The sequence below is a fragment of the Micromonospora sp. NPDC048839 genome, assembly GCF_040649915.1.
GTDB lineage: Bacteria > Actinomycetota > Actinomycetes > Mycobacteriales > Micromonosporaceae > Micromonospora.
Genome location: NZ_JBEZGL010000005.1, coordinates 94,283 through 112,881 on the forward strand (window position 1 = coordinate 94,283; position 18,599 = coordinate 112,881).

Here is an 18,599-nt window from a genome sequence, read left to right on the forward strand (position 1 = left end):
CGTACGGCACGAGGCACCTCCTCGTTCGCGGAAGCCTCAGTGTCGCGGCGGCCTCCGACAAACCGCGTGCATGACCGTCAAGACTGTCCGGTACCCGTCACTCCCCATGTCGCTCCCCCGAACCGGCTACGCGGCCAGGGTGGCGTAGCGGCCGTTGCGGTCCAGCAGGCTGTCGTGGGTGCCGGCCTCGACGATCCGGCCGTGGTCGAGCACCGCGATCTGGTCGGCGTCACGCACTGTGGACAGCCGGTGGGCGATGGTGATCGTGGTACGCCCCTCGGCGAGCACGTCGAACGCCCGCTGCACGGCCCGCTCGGTCTCGGTGTCCAGCGCGCTGGTGGCCTCGTCGAGGACCAGGATGCGCGGGTCGCGCAGCAACGTACGGGCGATGGCGAGCCGCTGCTTCTCACCACCGGAGAAGCGGTGGCCGCGGGAGCCGACCATGGTGTCGTACCCGTCGGGCAGCCCGGCGATCAGGTCGTGGATCTGGGCGGCGCGGGCGGCGTCCTCGATCTCGGTGTCGGTGGCGCCCGGCCGCGCGTAGCGCAGGTTCTCCCGGACGGTGGTGTGCAGCAGGTACGTCTCCTGGCTGACCACGCCGACGATCGCGGCCAGGTCGGCCAGGCGCAGGTCGCGCAGGTCGACGCCGTCGACGGTGACCCGGCCGGCGGTCGGGTCGTGCAGGCGGCTGACCAGGCCGGCGAGGGTGCTCTTGCCGGAGCCGGTCTCGCCGACCAGGGCGAGGCTGGTGCCGGCGGGTACGTCCAGGGTGATCCCGGCGAGGGCGGCGGTGTCGCTGCCCGGGTAGCCGAAGGTGACGTCCTCCAGGCGCAGGTGTCCGCGTACCCGGGCGGGGTCGAGATGGACCGGTTCGGCGGGGTCGGCCACGTCGACGGGCAGGTCGAGGTACTCGAAGATCCGGGCGAAGAGCGCCAGTGACGCGGTGAGCGAGACGCCCACGTTGAGCAGGCCCATCAGTGGCCGGAACAGGCCGCCCTGCAGGGCGGTGAACGCGACCAGGGTGCCGATGCTCAGCGTGCCGGCGGTGCCGGGCAGGCCGGCGGCGAGGTAGATGACCGCCGGTACGGCGGCGAAGATGATGCTCATCGAGGCCATCCGCCAGCGGCCGGCCAGCTCGCTGCGCAGTTCCAGGTCGACGAGTCGCTCCGAGGAGGCGGTGAACCTGTCGACAAGCGCGGGGCCGGTGCCGAGGGTCTTGGCGAGCTGCACGCCGCTGATCGACAGGCCCTCCTCGACCGTGACGTTGAGGTCGGCGAGTTCGCGTTGCCGCTGGGCGGTGATCTCGCGGCGCATCCGGGCGACCCGGCGGGTCAGCCAGATGGCCGGCGGCAGCACCACGAGCGAGACGAGGGAGAGCTGCCAGGAGAGCGCGACCATGGCCACGGCGGTGGCGACCACCGTGGTGAGGTTGGCGGCGACGGCGGTGGCGGTGGAGGTGACGACCGACTGCATGCCGCCGATGTCGTTGGTGATCCGGGACTGCACCTCGCCGGTGCGGGTGCGGGTGAAGAAACCCAGCGACTGGCGCTGGAGGTGGCTGAAGACGTCGGTGCGCAGCCGGTGCATCACCCGCTGCCCGACCTGGGTGGAGATCCAGGTCTGCACGACGCCGAGGGCGGAGGTCACGGCTGCGACGGCGACCATGCCGAGGACCAGCCAGACCAGCAGGGTCACGTCACCCTGCGGCAGGGCGCGGTCGATCACGGTACGCAGGAGGAAGGGAGTAGCCATCGCGATGATCGAGGAGAGCACGATGATCACGGTGACCACTGCCAGGGCGGGCCGGTGGGGAGTGAACAGGCGGCCGATGCGGCGTAGTGACACCTGGCGGGCCTGCGTCTTCTCTTCGGCGCTGAGGGTGCGGCGGCCGCGGTCGCGGCCCATGGGGGTGGGTTCCAAGGGGCACTGCCTTTCCGTCGAATATGCTGAGGTTACCTCAACATGAGGTTGCAACCGCATCGGCTGCTACGGTATTCCGGTGACCGAGGACACCACCGGGACCGGCGACGACGACAGCCTGGCCGAGACGTTCTGGGCCGTGGCGTCCCGTTTGCGGCGGCAGACGCGGGAATCGTTGGCCCCGTGGGACATCACCCCCAGCCAGTCCCGAGCCCTCGGTGTGCTGGGCCGCCACGGTGAGGTACGCCCCGGCACGCTCGCCGAGCACCTGCGCATCGCGGCCCGCTCGGCAACCGAGGTCGTCGACGACCTGCAGACCCGGGGGCTCGTCGAACGCCGACCCGACCCGGCCGACCGGCGCGCGACCCTGGTCGCGCTCACCGAGGAGGGCAAGCGCCTCGGCACCGCCATCCGCACCGCCCGGCGGGCCGAGGCCGATCGCTTCTTCGGCCACCTCAACGACACCGACCGCGCCGAGTTGGCCCGCATCCTGCGCACCCTGCGCGCCTGACCGACGACGGCCCGCCCGCCCCGCGCAGGCGGCGGGTTTGCCCACCTCGCGCACGGGTAGCCAGCGCCCCCGTCCGGTCGGCGGGACCGGCCGTCACCGGCCGGGGGCGAGGTGACAGGAGGACGCTCGTGCCGCTGGTGCCACACCCGAACAACCGCCCCGGCTGATGTGCGGGATCAGCGGGGAGGCACGCTTCGACGGCCGGTCGCCCGACCCGGCGGCGGTCACCCGGATGACCGAGGCGATGCGCTCACGCGGCCCCGACGACGAGGGCCTGCTCGCCGACGGTTGGGTGACCCTCGGCCACCGCCGGCTGACCATCATCGACCTGTCCGACGCGGGCGGGCAGCCGATGGTCCGCGACGACCTGGGCCTGGCGCTGGTCTTCAACGGCTGCGTCTACAACTACCCCGAGCTGCGCGAGGAGTTGCAGAACGCCGGGTACGCCTTCCACTCCACGAGCGACACCGAGGTGATCCTGGTCGCGTACGCGCACTGGGGTGAACGCTTCGTCGACCACCTGGTCGGCATGTTCGCGATCGGGCTGGTCGACCGGGTGCGGCGGCGGCTGATCCTGGCCCGCGACCGGCTCGGCATCAAACCGCTCTACCTCGCCGAGACCCCCGGGCGGCTGCGGTTCGCCTCCACCCTGCCCGCGCTGCTACGGGCCGGCGACGTCGACACCGGCATCGACCCGGTGGCGCTGCACCACTACCTGTCCTGGCACTCCATCGTTCCCGCACCGCGCACGGTGCTGCGCGGTGTGCGCAAGCTGCCGCCGGCCACCCTACGGGTGATCGAGGCGGACGGACGCAGCCGCGAGGAGGTGTACTGGCGGCCCGACTACGTGCGGGAGCCCGCCGACGCGGGGATGGACGCCGTCGACTGGCGCGCCGCCGTCGGGGACGCGCTGCGCACGGCGGTACGCCGACGGCTGGTCGCCGACGTTCCGGTCGGTGTGCTGCTCTCCGGTGGGCTGGACTCCAGCCTCATCGTGGCGCTGCTCGCCGAGGCCGGCCAGCAGCACCTGCGCACGTTCAGCATCGGCTTCGACAGCCGCGACGGCGAGTCCGGCGACGAGTTCCACTACTCCGACCTGGTGGCCCGCGCGTACGACACGGACCACCACCGGATCCGGCTGGCGGACGACGACCTCGTGCCCGCGGTCCGGCGTGCCGTGCTGGCGATGACCGAGCCGATGGGCAGTCACGACGTGGTCGCCTTCCACCTGCTGTCCGAGCAGGTGGCGCGGCACGTGAAGGTGGCACAGTCCGGGCAGGGCGCCGACGAGGTGTTCGCCGGCTACGGCTACCACCAGCCGCTGGTCGAGACCCCCCGGCACAGTGCTGCCGAGACGTTCGCCGCCGCGTTCTTCGACCGCGACCACGACGAGCTGCGCGCCATCGTCGGCCCGGCGTACGCGCTGGAGCACGACGCCGGCCGGGAACTGCTCACCGAGCACCTCGCCGCGCCCGGGGCGCAGACCGCGCTGGACGCCGTGCTGCGCCTGGACACCCACCTGATGCTGCCGGACGACCCGGTCAAGCGGGTGGACAGCATGAGCATGGCGTGGGGCCTGGAGGTGCGCACGCCGTTCCTCGACCAGGACCTGGTCACCCTGGCCGCGCACTGCCCGCCGGAGCACAAGGCCGCCCAGAGCGGCAAGGGCGTGCTCAAGGAGGTCGCCCGGGAGGTGCTGCCCGCCGAGGTGATCGACCGGCGCAAGGGCTACTTCCCGGTGCCGGCACTGCGCAACGTGGACGGCCCGGTGCGCGAGCTGGTCGCCGAGGCGTTGCAGGCGCCGGCCGCGCGCGAGCGGGGGCTGTTCCGCCCGGAGTACGTGGCACGCCTGCTCGCCGAGCCGGACCGGGCCGAGGCGGCGGCCGGCAGCAACAAGCTGTGGCAGCTCGGCCTGCTGGAGCTGTGGCTCCAGACCCACGACATCCGCTGAGCGCCGCCGATCACCCGGCCGTCGTGCGGGCGGCCAGGTCGTCGAGGACGGCGCGCACATCACCGGTACGCTCCAGCACCCGGCGCTGCCGGGTCGCGCCGGTGCCGTCACGGCGCAGCCGGGCCAGTTGCGCCAACACGTACCCCAGGTCGCCGTGGCGCAGCAGGGCCGGAGCGATCACCGCCATCAACTCGTCGACGAGCGCCCAGGCCGGCCGGGTGCCGCCGGCGCGCAGATCGATCAGCTCGCCGCCGAGGCCGTCGTGGGCGGCCCGCCAGTGCGCGGCGGCCACCAGACAGTCGCGGACGGGCGGCGCGGTCACCCCGGCACGTGCGTCGTCGGCGAGGGTGGCGACAAGCGACCGGACCAGGGCGGCGACCAGCACTGCGTCGTCCACCTCGGTGCAGACGTCGCCCACCCGGATCTCGACCGTCGGGTAGGCCGACGACGGTCGGGCGTACCAGTAGACCATCGCCGCGTCCAGCATGATGCCGGCGGCGATCAGCTCGCCGACGGTCCGGTCGTAGTCGGCGGCGGAGTCGAAGTACGGCGTCGGGCCGATGCTGGGCCACCGCTCCAACTGCATCGAGCGCCAACTGGCGTGCCCGGTGTCGTGCCCGTCCTGCAGCGGCGAGTTGGTGGTGATCGCCTGCACCACCGGCAGCCACACCCGCAGGTGGTTACAGACCTGCACGGCCAACTCCCGGTCGGACAGCCCGACGTGGATGTGGCAGCCGCACACCGCCGGGTCGTGCGCCACCGGCCCGTACCGGCGCGACATCGCGTGGTAGCGCGGCTCGTCGGGGACCGTCCGGTGCGGCTCGGCCACCGGCGTGGCACCGATCGCCACGAGCCGCGCCCCGGCCGCAGTGGCGGCCTCGGCGGCGGAGTGGCGCGATGCCACCAGGTACGCGCGCAGCTCGCCGAGGTCGGCACAGACCGGGGTGACCATCTCCACCATGCTGTGCCGGAACTCCTGCCGGCTCTGGTCCCGAGCCGGGCCGCGCAGCGCGGCCAGCACCTGGTCGGCCACCGGCAGGTTGCGCCCGCTGTCCGGGTCGAGCAGCAGGAACTCCTCCTCGACGCCGAGCGTGAGGGTGGACAGGTCGGGCACGATGCCGGCGGTCGCCGAACGGTACGCCATGGCGCCTCCCCCACTGCTGCGGCCGGCGCCTCGGTTTCCCGGGCTACCCCGGCGGCAAACGCCCGCTCAGGACGTCGCCAGGGCCGTCGCGCGTGCGCTGAGAAAGGCCCGTTCGGCCGCGTTGTCCGTCCGGGCGACAGCCATCCGGTACGCCTCGACGGCCTCCCCGCCCCGGCCGAGGCGGGCCAGCAGGTCGGCGCGGACCACGTGGTAAACGTGATAGCCGACCAGGTCGAGGCGGTCCACCTCGGTCAGCGCCACCGCCGGTCCGGACAGCTCGGCGAGCGCGACGGCCCGGTTCAGCGCCACCACCGGGCTGGGGGCGGCCACCGTCAGCTGGTCGTACAGCTGGAGGATCTGGGCCCAGTCGGTGTCGGCGGCACGCCGCGCGGCGCTGTGCACGGCGGCGATCGCGGCCTGGATCTGGTACGGGCCGGGCCGGTCGCGGCGCAGGCAGCGGCGCACCAGCGCCTGCCCCTCGATGATCAGCTGGGCGTCCCACCGTTCCCGGTCCTGCCGGGACAGCGGCACCAGCTCACGTCGGGCAGGTCGGCGTCGCGGGGCACCCGGTACGGGATCCGGGCGTTCCGGATCTTCGACTTGGCCCGGACCAGCCGCTGCGCCATGGTCGGCTCCGGCACCAGGAAGGCTCGGGCGATCTCGGCGGTGCTCAGTCCGCCGAGCAGCCGCAGGGTGAGGGCTACCCGGGTGCTCGGGGCGAGCGCAGGATGACAGCAGGTGAAGATCAGCCGTAGCCGGTCGTCGTGCACCGGTCCCTCCTCGACGGGACTGTCGGCGGCGTACAACAGGGCCGCCTGGGCGTGCCGGTCGACCCGGGACGCGTCGCGGCGCAGCCGGTCGATCGCCCGGTTCCGGGCCGTGGTGATGATCCAGCCGGCCGGACTGGGCGGCAGGCCGGTCGTCGGCCAGCGCGCCACCGCGACGACGAACGCCTCCTGGACGGCCTCCTCGGCGAGGTCGATGTCGCCGAGGAGGCGCACCAGGACGGCGACCGCACGGCCGTACTCCGCGCGGAAAACCGCCTCCACGTCGGGCACGGTCAGTCGCCGGCCCCGCCCTGGAAGGGGCGCACCTCGATCGGCAGGGTGGTGGCCAGCGCGTAACGGCGACCCCAGTGCAGGGCGGCGTCCAGGTCGGGCACGTCGATGATCGTGATGCCGCCCAGGTGCTCCTTGCCCTCGACGAACGGGCCGTCGGTGACCAGGACGTCGCCGTCGCGGGCGCGCAGCACGGTTGCGGTCTCCGTGCCGTGCAGACCCTGCCCGAAGACCCACGACCCGGTGGACATCAACTCGTCCCGAAACTCACCGAGCTGACGCATCACCCCGGCCAGGAACTCCGGCTCCGGCGGCAGTTCACCCTGCGGCTGGTGAAGGCTGAGCAGGTAGAGCGTCATGGTTCCTCCTCACGGGCGGCCGGCCGTCGCCGACCTCTCATCCTCCACACGATCGGCCGCAGCCCAGATCGACAGGCCGCCGCTGCACGAAATCTCGGGGGCGACTCCGCCCCAGTATCGGCGCGTCCTTTGCTCTGCTTCACCTGACGCGACGACGAAGGGGATCGAGTGTCGCGTGGGTTGAAGCAGAGCAAAGGACGCGGGACAAGGGCACGACCCTGCCCTGCCGCAGCGTGATCAGCCGTTCAATCAGCGCCGGGAGTCATGCGCCGGGCGGTTGCGGGTAAACAGCGCGCCATGACCGACGGCATCCGGGTGGTGGTGGTCGGCGCCGGTTTCTCCGGGCTCGCCGCCGCGCTGGCGCTCACCCGTGCCGGCGCCGAGGTGCGGGTGCTGGAGGCCCGCGACCGGGTGGGCGGTCGGGTGTTGACCCGTTGGCTGCCCGAGGTCACGCAGCTCGACCTGGGGGCGCAGTGGATCGGCCCGACCCAGGACCGGATGTACGCGCTGGTCGCCGAGCACGGGCTGGCCACCTTCGCGTCGGCGGCCCTCGGCGCACCCACCCTGCTCTGGGCCGGCCAACGCCGGGCCGAGCCGCCGGCGGACGTCGGCCGGGTGCTCGCCCTGCTCGACGGGTACGCCGCCTGCCTGGACCCGGCCGCGCCCTGGCAGGCGCCGGAGGCCGCGCGGTGGGATCGGACGAACCTCGGCGGCTGGCTGCGTGCGACGGCCGGGGACGACGACACCGCCGACTACCTGGGGCGGCTGCTCGCCGGCGGGCTGCTGGCCACCGGCGTGGACGAGCTGTCCCTGTTGCACCTGCTGTTCTACCTGCGCAGCGCTGGTGGGACCGGGCCGTTGCTGGGGATGGCCGGCGGCGCGCAGCAGGACCGGATCGTGGGTGGGCCGCCGGCGCTCGCCGAACGGATGGCCGCCGCCCTGCCCCCGGGAACGCTGACGTTTGCCACACCGGTGCGGTCGATCGAACAGACCATCGGCGGGGTGACGGCGTGTACCGACACCGGCCGCGTCGCCGGCGACGCCGTGGTGGTCGCGCTGGCCCCGGCACTGGCCGGCCGGATCCGGTACGACCCGCCGCTGCCCGCGCTGCGCGACGGGCTGACCCAGCGGATGCCGATGGGTTCGGCGTTGAAGGTGCACGCGGTCTACCCGGAGCCGTTCTGGCGTGCCGACGGGCTGTCCGGGGTGTCCACCAGCAGCGCCGGCCCGCTCACCGAGACGGTGGACAACTCCACCCCGACCGCACCGCTCGGCGTGCTGACCGGGTTCAGCTACTCCGCGGACGCCGCCGCGCTGCGGGGCATGTCCCCCGCGCGGCGTCGGCAGTGCCTGCTGGAGGCGTTCGCCAGCGTGGTCGGGCCGCGCGCCGAGGACCCGCTGGACCTCGTCGAGTACGACTGGTCGGCCGACGAGTGGACCCGGGGCTGCTTCTGCGGCGCGCTCACCCCGGGCACCTGGCAGACGTACGGTCCGCACCTGCGGGCGCCGGTGGGGCGCGTGCACTGGGCGGGCACCGAGACGGCGACCCGCTGGACCGGCTACCTGGAGGGCGCGGTGCGGGCTGGTGAGCGGGCGGCGGAGGAGGTGCTGGCTGGTTGAGCGGGCACGACCGAGGCCGACCCGGTCTCGGCGGGACCGGGCCGGCTCGGCCCACGGTGGCGACCCGCGCCAACCCGGCAACCACCGGGCCGGCGCGGGCGCACCGGTCAGGGGTAGGTGGTCAGGTACACCTGCTGGTTCGCCGCGTTCGCGGTGCCACCGGCGTTGTTGATCACCCGGTTGATGGTGCCGACGCCACCGAGCGAGACGGTGACCATGTTGGTGAAGCGCACGTTCGGGTTGGTGGGCACCTCGAAGGCCCGTTCCTCCACGACGGCGGGGTTGACGTTGAAGTAGCTGTAGCTGCCCAGCCCGAACGCCTGGTGGCTGGTCACCGAGTCGGCGACCTTGTACGCGGCGTAGCCCCGGGTCGACCCGTTCATCCAGGCCGCCTGGTTGGGCGGGTCGTACGGCAGTTCGTTCTGGTAGAAGTACGTCCGGCCGCCGTTGCCGTTCCAGATGGTCTGGTACTTCTGGTAGTGCTCGACGAAGAGGCCGTACATGGTGACGTTGTCGCCGTTGACGGTGAGCCCGGTGTCGGCGGTGTTCAACGTCCACCCGGTTGGTACGCCGCTGGCGGCGTGGTCGGCCCGCCACAGCCACATGTGGTCACCGATCACGTTGTCGCTGTTGACGGTCAACGTGTTGGTGGCCTTGCCGACGTGTGGCCCGCCGATGCGGAAGAACACGTCGTGCAGCGAGGTCGGGTTGCTGGCGTGGCTCGCCGACGATCCGGACGGCCCCACCTCCATCAGCACCGGCGAGTTGGTCGTGCCGGCCTCGAACATCAGGCCGGCGACCTTGACGCCGTCCACGTCGGCCACCCGCATCCCGACGCTGCCGTTGTCGGCCTGGATGGTGGCCAGGCCGAGGCCGAGGACCACCGTGTCGGCCCGGTTGACCTGGATCGGCTCGGTGACGTGGTGCACGCCCGGGGTGAAGAGCAGGTGCTTGCCCTGGGCGAGGGCCGCGTTGATGGTGGCGGCGCTGGTGCCGGTCTGGACGACGAAGAACTGCGACAGCGAGATGGACGAGCCGGCCGGGGTCTTGTTGTACCAGCTGGTGCCCGTCGAGTTGGTGCGCAGCGCCGGCACGAAGACCCGGTACTCACCGGTGCCGTCGACGTAGAGGAACGGCTTCTCGCGGACCTGTGGGGTCTGCGCGATGACGGTGTGCGACGGGTTGGGGAAGCTCGGCGCGGGAGCGCCGTTGACGCCCTGGAAGACCATGTTCCACACCGAGCCGGTCCAGCCGTTGCCGAACTCGCTGTTGCGGGAGTACCACTGCTGCTGCGAGCCGGAGACGACCAGGCCGTCGATGCGGGTGTCGGCCATCAGGCCGCCGCTGGACCAGCCGTCGCCGCCGTTCCAGAGTTGGATCTGGTTCTGCGCGCCGCGCAGGTGCATCCGCCGGTACGGCGCGGCCTGGGACACCGCCCAGCGCTCCACGGTCTGCCCGGCGGGCAGGGTGACCGAGAGGTTCTCGGCGGCCCGCCAGAAGTTCTGGGTGGCGTTGCCGCCGAACCAGAACGCCTCGGTGCGGACGTGACCGTTGAGGTTGACGTCGTCGGGGCTCATGCCGAGGCCGGCGACCTGGGTGAAGAAGCCGAGGTTGACGTCGGCGGTGTAGGTGCCGGGCTTGAACAGCACCGCGTAGCGCTGCGGGCCGAACTGGTTGGTCTCCTGCTGGGTGAAGAGGGTGTTCAGTCGACTCTGGATGGTCGACGTCGGGGTGCTCGGGTCGAAGACGAACGTGTTCGGTCCGAGGTTCGGGTTGCGCGGATCGGTCGTGTCGACCGGGGGCTCGCTGGTCCCGCCGCCGGTGGTGTTCACCGCCAGTTCCCACAGCGAGTAGCCGTAGGCGGTGCCCCGCGCGGTGCCGTACATCCGCAGGTAGCGGCCGCTGCCGCCGACGGTCAGCGACTGCGTGCCGCCGGCGCCGGTGGTGGTCGAGTAGATCGTGGTCCAGGTGGCACCGTCGGCCGAGGTCTGGAGCTGGAAGGCCCGCGCGTACGCGGCCTCCCAGGTGAGTACCACCCGGCAGATCGTGCGGGTGCTGCCCAGGTCGACGCGCAGCCACTGCGGGTCGCTGGCGGTGCTGGCCCAGCGGGTGCCGGTGTTGCCGTCGACGGCGGCGGACGCCGCGAGGCCGGCGTCCTGGGTGGACGAGGCGGTCGCCGGGCTGCCCTGGGCGACGTTGGTGCTGCCGCAGGTGGGCGTGCTTCCGCCGGTCTCGCCGTAGACCTGGAACTCCCAGAGCGAGTAGCCGTAGCCGGTGCCCCGGGCGGTGCCGTTCATCCGGACGTAGCGGCCGGCGCCGGTGACGGTGAGGTTCTGGGTGCCGCCGGTGCCGGTGGTGGTCGAGTAGATCGTGGTCCAGGTGGCGCCGTCGTCGGAGGTCTGGAGCTGGAAGGCCCGCCCGTAGGCGCCCTCCCAGAGCAGGTTCACCTGGCTGATGGTGGCCCGGGCGCCCAGGTCGACCTGGAGCCACTGCGGGTCGCTGAACGCGCTGGCCCAGCGGGTGCCGGTGTTGCCGTCCACGGCGGCGCTGGCGGGGGTGCCGGCGTTCTCGCTGGACGAGGCGGTGGCGGGGCGGCCCTGCGAGAGCAGGGTGGGCGCGGCGTGCGCGGGGGTGGTGGCACCGGCCGGCGTGAGCGCCGCGACCAGGGCCACGGCGAGCCCGACGAGCAGGTGTCGAACGGCCCGTCGGGGACGCGGGCGTACGGATGTTGCACGAGATGTCATGACATCGCCTGTCGATAGGGGGTTACGGATGCCGCCGAGGGTGGGATCGGGCTCGCCCCGTGGTGCCGTGGGTGGTGCCGCCGATGCGACGCCACAGTTCTGGGTGCCGCCGGTACGGCACCGCGGGCCGGAGAGCGCTCTCGTAGGAGTGTTGCGGCGAGATTGCGGCGGCGTCAAGACATCGATCTATAACTTCGTTATTTATCCCGAGGATTCTTTTTGTGTAATTCGCCGGGGGCGCTGCCGTCGTCCCGGCTCAGCGGCGGACGCCGCCCTCGGTGAGGAAGCGGGCGATCGGCAGCGTGGCGGCACCCAACGCCACCGCGTCCACGCCGAGGCGGCACAGCTCGATCGACGCCTGCTCGAACGGTTGGCGCAGTGCCTGTCGACCGGCGGCCTCGCGGACGGCCGGCAGCAGGTCGCCCAGCGCCATCGCCGCCCAACCGCCGAGCACCACCCGCTCCGGGTTGAACAGGTTGATCAGGTTGGCCACGCCCGCGCCGAGGTAGCCGGCGGTCTCGTCCAGCACCCGCCGGGCGGTCACCGAGGTGTCGGCGGCGGCGACAAGCGCGGCGAGCTGGGACTCCTCGTCCTCGCCCGGCACCTGTCGACCTCGGCGCGCCTCCCGGTAGCGGTCGATGATCGCCTCCGCGCCCACGTACGCCTCCAGGCAGCCGCGCGCGCCGCACCGGCAGGCCCGGCCGCCGTACACCAGGGTGGTGTGCCCCCACTCCCCCGCGCTGCTGGACGCGCCCCGGTAGGTGGCGCCGCCGGTCACCACCGACGCGCCCACGCCGGAGCCGACAAGCGCGAAGACGGCGTGCCGGGCGCCCCGGCCGGCGCCGAACCACATCTCGGCCTGGCCGAGGGTCTTCGCGCCGTTGTCGATGTGCAGGGGCAGGTCGGTGCCCGCGCTGATCAGCCGTTCCAGCGGCACCCGGTCCCAGCCGAGGGCCTGGGCGTGCACGACGGCCTCGACGCCCTGCTCGACGACTCCCGAGACGCCGATGCCGACGCCGAGCACGTCGCCGGGGGCCACCTGCGCCTGACCGGTCACCGCGTCGATGCCGGCCAGCACGTGCCCGGCCACCAGGTCCGGCTCGGTGCGGGCCGGGTCGAGCGGGTACTCGACGCTGGCCAACAGGGTCATCGCGAAGTCGAACAGCTCCACCCGGACCCGGGTCTCACCGACGTCCACGCCCACCAGGAACGCGAAGCGGGGCGCGATCCGCAGCAGCATGCTGGGCCGCCCGCCGTCGGACTCGGCGGCCCCGGCCTCGGCGACCAGCCCCTCGTCGATCAGGTCGGCCACCACGTTGCTGACCGCCGGCTGACTCAGCCCGGTACTGCGGACCAGGTCCTGGCGGGTGAGCGGGCCGTCGAGGAAGAGCTTGGTCAGCAGGGCGGACCGGTTGCGCAGCCGCACGCTGCGGTTGGTGGCACGCGCCAGCTCCACTCGACACCTCGTTCCCGTCGGTCGTTCGAGGCGACTGTAACCGCCTCGTGCTTGACGACCCACCGGCCAACCACTTTAATGACGACATAAATTAAGCCGTGATGTAACTCCCGGGAAACGCCGACGGACCCCGACGGCGCACCCCCGAACCCTGTCCCGCAGCCGGCCACCCGTCGCCCGACCCCTATCGGCGACGGAGGTCGGCGGACCCCCACCACGCACCGGAAGGGCTGACCCGTGTCGAGACGACACCTCGGGATATTCACCGCCGCCGTACTGGCCGCCGCCTCGCTGACCGCCTGCGGCGGCTCCGGCGACGACTCCGCCGCATCGCCCAAGACGCTCACCTACTGGGCGAGCAACCAGGGCGCCAGCCTGGAGGCCGACAAGACGACCCTCCAGCCCGAGCTGGACAAGTTCGAGAAGCAGACCGGGATCAAGGTCACCGTCGAGGTGGTCCCCTGGTCGGACCTGCTCAACCGGCTGCTCGCCGCCGCCGCCTCGGGCAAGGGCCCGGACGTGGTCAACATCGGCAACACCTGGTCGGCGTCGTTGCAGGCCACCGGCGCGCTCGTCGAGTTCGACGACGCCACCCTGCAGGCCGTCGGCGGCAAGGACCGGATCGTGCCCGCCGCGCTCGCCGCCGCCGGCGCCCCCGGCAAGCCGCCGGCCGCCGTGCCGCTCTACAGCATGGCGTACAGCCTGTACTACAACAAGAAGTCGTTCGCGGACGCCGGCATCACCGCGCCGCCGACCACCTGGGAGCAGCTCGCCGAGTACGGCAAGAAGCTGAGCACCGGCGGCAAGTGGGGCCTGGCCATCGAGGGCGCCAACCCGTCGGAGAACGCCCACCACGCGTTCACCTTCAGCCAGCAGTACGGCGGCGAGTGGTTCGACTCGGCCGGCAAGCCGACCTTCGACACCCCGCAGAACGTCTCGGCGATCAAGCGGTACATCGACTTCATGGCCGCCGACAAGATCACCAACCCGAGCAACGCCGAGTACGCGCAGAACCAGTCGGTCTCCGACTTCGCCAACGGCAAGGCCGCCATGCTGCTGTGGCAGTCCGCCGGCTCGAACCTGAAGACGCAGAACATGCCCGCCGACGCGTACGGGGTGGCCCCGGTGCCGTTCCTGGCCAGCCCGCCGGCCGGCGGCAAGAAGGTCAACAGCATGGTCGCCGGCATCAACATGGCCGTCTTCAAGCACACCAAGAACAAGGACGGCGCGCTGAGCTTCGTGAAGTTCATGACCAGCGACGAGGAGCAGACGATCCTCAACAAGACGTACGGTTCGCTGCCGGCGGTGAAGACCGCGGGCGCCGACCCGGCGTTCAGCGCCACCGAGCAGAAGACCATCCAGGAGACCCTGGTCACCACGGCGGCCCCGCTGCCGCAGGTGCCCGAGGAGAGCACCTTCGAGACCCTGGTCGGCACCGCGATGAAGGAGCTGTTCGCGGACGCGGCCAGCGGCAAGCCGGTCACCGAGGCCTCGGTGAAGGCGAAGCTGACCGACGCGCAGCAGAAGATGCGCTGACCCAGGCGTCACCGGTGGCCGTGGTCAGGCGCTGAGCCTGGCCACGGCCACCGCCTCCGAGAGGACCCCGATGGCAACCAGCACCACCGCGTCGGACGTCGACCGGCGCGAACCCCGGGCCGGGTCACCGGCCCGGAGGCCGGAACGTCGGCCCCGCGGCCCCCGCCGCTCCCTCCTGCCGTACCTGCTGCTCGCACCGGCCATCGTGCTGGAACTCGCCATCCACGTGATCCCGATGGTGGTCGGGGTCTGGATGAGCCTGCTGGAGCTGACCCAGTTCCACATTCGCAACTGGTCCACCGCGCCCTTCGTCGGGCTGGAGAACTACCGGGCGACGCTCGACCTGAACAGCGCCGCCGGCAGGGAACTGCTGCACTCGTTCTGGATCACCCTGGCCTACAGCGTGCTCTCGGTCGGGTTCGCCTGGCTGCTCGGCATCTCGGCGGCGGTCGTCCTGCAGAAGCCGTTCCGTGGGCGGGCGATCCTGCGGGCGCTCTTCCTCACCCCGTACGCCCTGCCGGTCTACGCCGCGGTGATCACCTGGAGTTTCCTGCTGCAACGCGACACCGGCCTGGTCAACCACGTGCTGGTCGACCAGCTCGGGCTGCTCAACGAGCGGCCGTTCTGGCTGATCGGCGACAACAGCTTCTGGTCGCTGCTGGTGGTGTCGGTGTGGCGCAACTGGCCGTTCGCGTTCCTCTGCCTGATGGCCGGGCTGCAGAACGTGCCCGGCGAGCTGTACGAGGCCGCCGCGATCGACGGCGCCGGGTTCTGGCGTCGGCTGCGCTCGGTCACCCTGCCGATGCTGCGGCCGGTGAACCTGGTGCTGCTGCTGGTGCTGTTCCTGTGGACCTTCAACGACTTCAACACCCCGTTCGTGCTGTTCGGCGGCTCCGCCCCGGAGCAGGCCGACCTCATCTCCATCCACATCTACCGCAGTTCCTTCAAGACCTGGGACTTCGGCTCCGGCTCGGCCATGTCGGTGGCGCTGCTGCTGTTCCTGATGATCGTCTCGGCCGCCTACCTGCTGATCACCAACCGTCGGAGGGACGACCATGCGTGAGACCGCCGGTGAGCGCTGGGGCCGGCGCATCGTGCTGACCCTGCTCACCCTCTTCGTCGTCATCCCGCTCTACGTGATGGTCACCTCCGCGGCGAAGCCGTTGCAGGACGTGCAGAACGGCTTCACGTGGTGGCCCAGCCGGCCCACGCTGCAACCGTTCATCGACATGTGGAGCACCGTGCCACTGGCCCGGTACCTGGTGAACAGCCTGGTGGTGTCGAGCATCGCGGCGATCTGCTCGGTCGCGGTGGCGATCTTCGCCGCGTTCGCGGTCAGCAGGTACCGGTTCCGCGGCCGGGGCGTCTTCACGGTGACGGTGCTGTCCACCCAGATGTTCCCCGGCATCCTGTTCCTGCTGCCGCTGTTCCTCATCTACGTCAACCTCGGCAACGCCACCGGCATCGAGTTGTACGCCAGCCGTACCGGCCTGGTCATCACGTACCTGACCTTCTCGCTGCCGTTCTCGATCTGGATGCTCGTCGGCTACTTCGACTCGATCCCCCGGGGTCTGGACGAGGCGGCGCAGGTCGACGGCGCCGGGCCGCTGCGGACCCTGTTCCAGGTCATCCTGCCGGCCGCCGTGCCGGGCGTCGTGGCGGTCACCGTGTACGCGTTCATGACCGCCTGGGGCGAGGTGTTGTTCGCATCGGTGATGACCGACGAGGGCAGCCGCACCCTGGCCGTCGGCCTGCAGGGCTACTCCACCCAGTTCAACGTCTACTGGAACCAGATCATGGCCGCCTCGCTCGTGGTCAGCGTCCCGGTCGTCGTCGGTTTCCTGGCCCTGCAGCGGTACTTCGTCGCCGGCCTCACCGCCGGCGCGGTCAAGTGAGTAAGTCAATCCCAGAGGAGACCCGTCCCGTGCCCGACCTGTCCAAGCTGCCACCCGACTTTCTCTGGGGTGTCGCCACGGCGGCGTACCAGATCGAGGGCGCCGTCGACGTCGACGGCCGGGCGCCGTCCATCTGGGACACCTTCTCCGCGACCCCCGGCAAGGTCGAGAACGGCGACACCGGCGCGGTGGCCTGCGACCACTACCACCGATGGCCGGAGGACCTGGCGCTGCTGCGCCGGCTCGGCGTGGACGCGTACCGTTTCTCGGTGGCCTGGCCCCGGGTGATGCCCGACGGCGTCGGCCGGGTCAACCCCGCCGGACTGGACTTCTACGACCGGCTCGTCGACACGCTGCTCACCGACGGGATCCGGCCGTTCGTCACGCTCTACCACTGGGATCTGCCGCAGACGTTGCAGGATCGGGGCGGCTGGCCGGAGCGCGCGACCGCCGAGGCGTTCGCCGACTACGCGGCGGTGGTCGCCGCTCGCCTCGGTGACCGGGTCGGCGACTGGAACACGGTCAACGAGCCGCTGTGCGTGTGCTGGATCGGGCACCTGGAGGGCAACATGGCCCCCGGCGAGCGGGACCTCACCCGCGCGGTGCACGCCTCGCACCACGTGCTGCTCGGGCACGGGTTGGCCACCCAGGCGATCCGCGCCAACGCCGCCCGGCCGGCCTCGGTGGGTCTGGTGCTCAACCTCAGCCCGATCGAGGCGGCCACCGACCGGCCCGAGGACGTGGCGGCGGCCCGCCGGGCCGACGGGCACGTCAACAGGTGGTGGCTGGACCCGATCCACGGGCGCGGCTACCCCGCCGACATGATCGCCACCTACGGTGTCGAGCCACCGGTACGCGGTGACGACCTCACGGTGATCGCCACGCCCACCGACTTCCTCGGGGTGAACTACTACTTCCGGCAACTGGTGGTCGACGACCCGACCGGCGCGGCCCCGTACGCCCGGCAGGTGCCGGTGCCCGGCTCGGTGGAGACCGCGATGGGCTGGGAGATGTACCCGGCGGGACTGGAGCGGCTGCTCGTCGACGTGCACGAGGAGTACCGGCCGGGCCGGATCATCGTCACCGAGAGCGGCTCGGCCTGGCCGGACGAGGTCACCGCGGACGGCCGGGTGGAGGACAAGGAGCGCACCGACCACCTGGAGCAGCACCTGGCGGCGTGTGCGTCGGCGGTGGCCCGTGGGGTTCCGCTGGACGGGTACTTCGTGTGGTCGCTGCTGGACAACTTCGAGTGGGCGTACGGCTACGACAAGCGCTTCGGTCTGGTGCACGTCGACTACGCCACCCAGCGTCGGACGGTGAAGGCGAGCGGCCTGCGCTACGCCGAGCTGATCCGCGCCCACCAGCGGCTCGCCCGCACGACCGGGACGGCTGCGCCGGTGGCCTGAACACCTGCGGGGCGAGCGGCCGCCCCGGGGTGTCGACCCCGGGCGGCCGTTTCCGTCCCGATCCGAGGAAACCGCCACTGACCGCGTTGCAGCGCGCGGCCGTCGCCCTGTACGCGCTGTCCGCCGCGCTGATGTCGGCCCCCTGGCTGGTGTTCTTCGGCTACCTGCGGCGGCACCCGGTGCTGCTGCGACGCGGGGTCAGTCCCGAGTACGTGCGCAGGCAGCTGCCGCGGCCGATCACCGGCCTGGTCCTGTACGCGCTCGGCGGCCTGCTCGGCTGGTTCGTCAACCCGCTGCTGGGCCTGCTCGCGGTCATCTTCATGATCATCTATCATGCGGTGACGAGCGAGGGGCTGCCCCGGTGGCTCACCCGTCGCCGACCAGCCGGGGCAGGTCGGCGGGAGTGTCCACGTCCAGCGGTGAGCCGACGTCGTCGCAGGGCACCTCGACCACCAGGTCCGGCCGGTCGCGCAGCAGGTCGCGGGCACCCCGGTCGCCGACGGCGTACCGGTCCAGCAGCGGCCAGACGTCCCGGCCCAGCAGCACCGGGTGCCCCGGCCGGCCGGCGTAGGTGGCGACCGCGACGAGCGCACCGCTGGCGTACGCCGTGCGCACCCGGCGCACGGCGACCGGGCTGAGCAGCGGCTGGTCGACGAGGACCACGACCACGGCCGGTACGTGGGCCGGCAGGGAGGCCAGGCCCCGGCGCAGCGACGAGCCCAGCCCGTCGGACCAGCGATCGTGCCGGACCGGCACCGCGCCGGGCAGGTCGGGCACCTCGTCGGCGCCGGCGCCGAGCACCACGTGCACGGGTGCGCAGCCGCCGTCGCCGAGCAGCCGGACTCCGCGCCGCACCAGCGGCTCACCGTCCAGCTCGACAAGCGCCTTCGGGAGGCCGTAGCGCCGCCCGGCGCCGGCGGCGAGCAGCAGTCCGGCGGTCACCGTCGTCACCTCCGGTTCGAAGGGCTTTGCGTTATTCGCCCTGAGATATACCGACAA

15 protein-coding genes are annotated in these 18,599 nt (G+C 72.0%); 7 read left to right on the top strand and 8 right to left on the bottom strand.

The annotated features are described in order from the left end of the window. Positions 1–126: 126 nt before the first annotated feature. Positions 127–1,905, bottom strand: coding sequence for an ABC transporter ATP-binding protein (locus AB0C25_RS11680; protein WP_357372724.1), 1,779 nt, complete (start codon positions 1,903–1,905; stop codon positions 127–129). 94 nt (positions 1,906–1,999) lie between these two features. On the opposite strand from AB0C25_RS11680, the gene AB0C25_RS11685 reads away from it, so the two are divergent. Further along, positions 2,000–2,431, top strand: a complete 432-nt coding sequence (locus AB0C25_RS11685; RefSeq protein ID WP_357255638.1) for a MarR family transcriptional regulator — start codon at positions 2,000–2,002, stop codon at positions 2,429–2,431. A gap of 166 nt (positions 2,432–2,597) precedes the next feature. Next, a complete protein-coding gene (locus tag AB0C25_RS11690) occupies positions 2,598–4,382 on the top strand; it encodes an N-acetylglutaminylglutamine amidotransferase (protein ID WP_357372176.1) in 1,785 nt (594 codons plus the stop codon). Between the two features lie 10 nt (positions 4,383–4,392). Here AB0C25_RS11690 and AB0C25_RS11695 read toward each other — a convergent pair whose 3' ends face one another. The 4 genes from AB0C25_RS11695 to AB0C25_RS11710 all read right to left on the bottom strand — a co-directional run bounded on the left by AB0C25_RS11695 (position 4,393) and on the right by AB0C25_RS11710 (position 6,943). Continuing rightward, on the bottom strand, positions 4,393–5,526 hold the full coding sequence (locus AB0C25_RS11695; RefSeq protein WP_357372178.1) for a glutamate--cysteine ligase: 1,134 nt from the start codon (positions 5,524–5,526) through the stop codon (positions 4,393–4,395). 66 nt (positions 5,527–5,592) lie between these two features. Continuing rightward, a complete protein-coding gene (locus tag AB0C25_RS11700; protein WP_357372180.1) occupies positions 5,593–6,057 on the bottom strand; it encodes a hypothetical protein in 465 nt (154 codons plus the stop codon). Next, positions 6,012–6,575, bottom strand: coding sequence for a sigma-70 family RNA polymerase sigma factor (locus AB0C25_RS11705; RefSeq protein ID WP_357372182.1), 564 nt, complete (start codon positions 6,573–6,575; stop codon positions 6,012–6,014). Before AB0C25_RS11705 ends, AB0C25_RS11700 begins: the two co-directional genes overlap by 46 nt. Positions 6,576–6,586: 11 nt before the next feature. After that, positions 6,587–6,943, bottom strand: a complete 357-nt coding sequence (locus AB0C25_RS11710; RefSeq protein ID WP_357372184.1) for a YciI family protein — start codon at positions 6,941–6,943, stop codon at positions 6,587–6,589. 297 nt (positions 6,944–7,240) lie between these two features. On the opposite strand from AB0C25_RS11710, the gene AB0C25_RS11715 reads away from it, so the two are divergent. Next, complete coding sequence (locus tag AB0C25_RS11715; RefSeq protein ID WP_357372186.1) at positions 7,241–8,563, top strand: FAD-dependent oxidoreductase; 1,323 nt, start codon at positions 7,241–7,243, stop codon at positions 8,561–8,563. 107 nt (positions 8,564–8,670) lie between these two features. Here the strand turns inward: AB0C25_RS11715 and AB0C25_RS11720 are convergent, their stop codons facing one another. Continuing rightward, positions 8,671–11,307: a discoidin domain-containing protein gene (locus tag AB0C25_RS11720; RefSeq protein WP_357372188.1), complete on the bottom strand. Its 2,637-nt coding sequence runs from the start codon at positions 11,305–11,307 to the stop codon at positions 8,671–8,673. A 256-nt stretch (positions 11,308–11,563) separates the two neighbouring features. Further along, positions 11,564–12,763 carry an ROK family transcriptional regulator gene (locus AB0C25_RS11725; protein WP_357255628.1) on the bottom strand — a complete coding sequence of 400 codons (1,200 nt, stop codon included), beginning with the start codon at positions 12,761–12,763 and terminating at the stop codon, positions 11,564–11,566. 237 nt (positions 12,764–13,000) lie between these two features. On the opposite strand from AB0C25_RS11725, the gene AB0C25_RS11730 reads away from it, so the two are divergent. The 4 genes from AB0C25_RS11730 to AB0C25_RS11745 all read left to right on the top strand — a co-directional run bounded on the left by AB0C25_RS11730 (position 13,001) and on the right by AB0C25_RS11745 (position 17,600). Further along, on the top strand, positions 13,001–14,299 hold the full coding sequence (locus AB0C25_RS11730) for a sugar ABC transporter substrate-binding protein (RefSeq protein ID WP_357372190.1): 1,299 nt from the start codon (positions 13,001–13,003) through the stop codon (positions 14,297–14,299). 70 nt (positions 14,300–14,369) lie between these two features. Continuing rightward, entirely contained in the window at positions 14,370–15,362 is a 993-nt protein-coding gene (locus AB0C25_RS11735) for a sugar ABC transporter permease (RefSeq protein WP_357372192.1), read from the top strand. After that, the gene (locus AB0C25_RS11740) at positions 15,355–16,194 is read left to right on the top strand and encodes a carbohydrate ABC transporter permease (protein ID WP_357372194.1); all 840 of its coding nucleotides are present in this window, start codon (positions 15,355–15,357) and stop codon (positions 16,192–16,194) included. The genes AB0C25_RS11735 and AB0C25_RS11740 overlap by 8 nt, the downstream gene beginning before the upstream one ends. 29 nt (positions 16,195–16,223) lie before the next feature. Beyond that, on the top strand, positions 16,224–17,600 hold the full coding sequence (locus AB0C25_RS11745) for a GH1 family beta-glucosidase (protein WP_357372196.1): 1,377 nt from the start codon (positions 16,224–16,226) through the stop codon (positions 17,598–17,600). Between the two features lie 366 nt (positions 17,601–17,966). Here AB0C25_RS11745 and AB0C25_RS11750 read toward each other — a convergent pair whose 3' ends face one another. Next, complete coding sequence (locus AB0C25_RS11750; RefSeq protein WP_357372198.1) at positions 17,967–18,542, bottom strand: nucleotidyltransferase family protein; 576 nt, start codon at positions 18,540–18,542, stop codon at positions 17,967–17,969. Between the last annotated feature and the right edge of the window lie 57 nt (positions 18,543–18,599).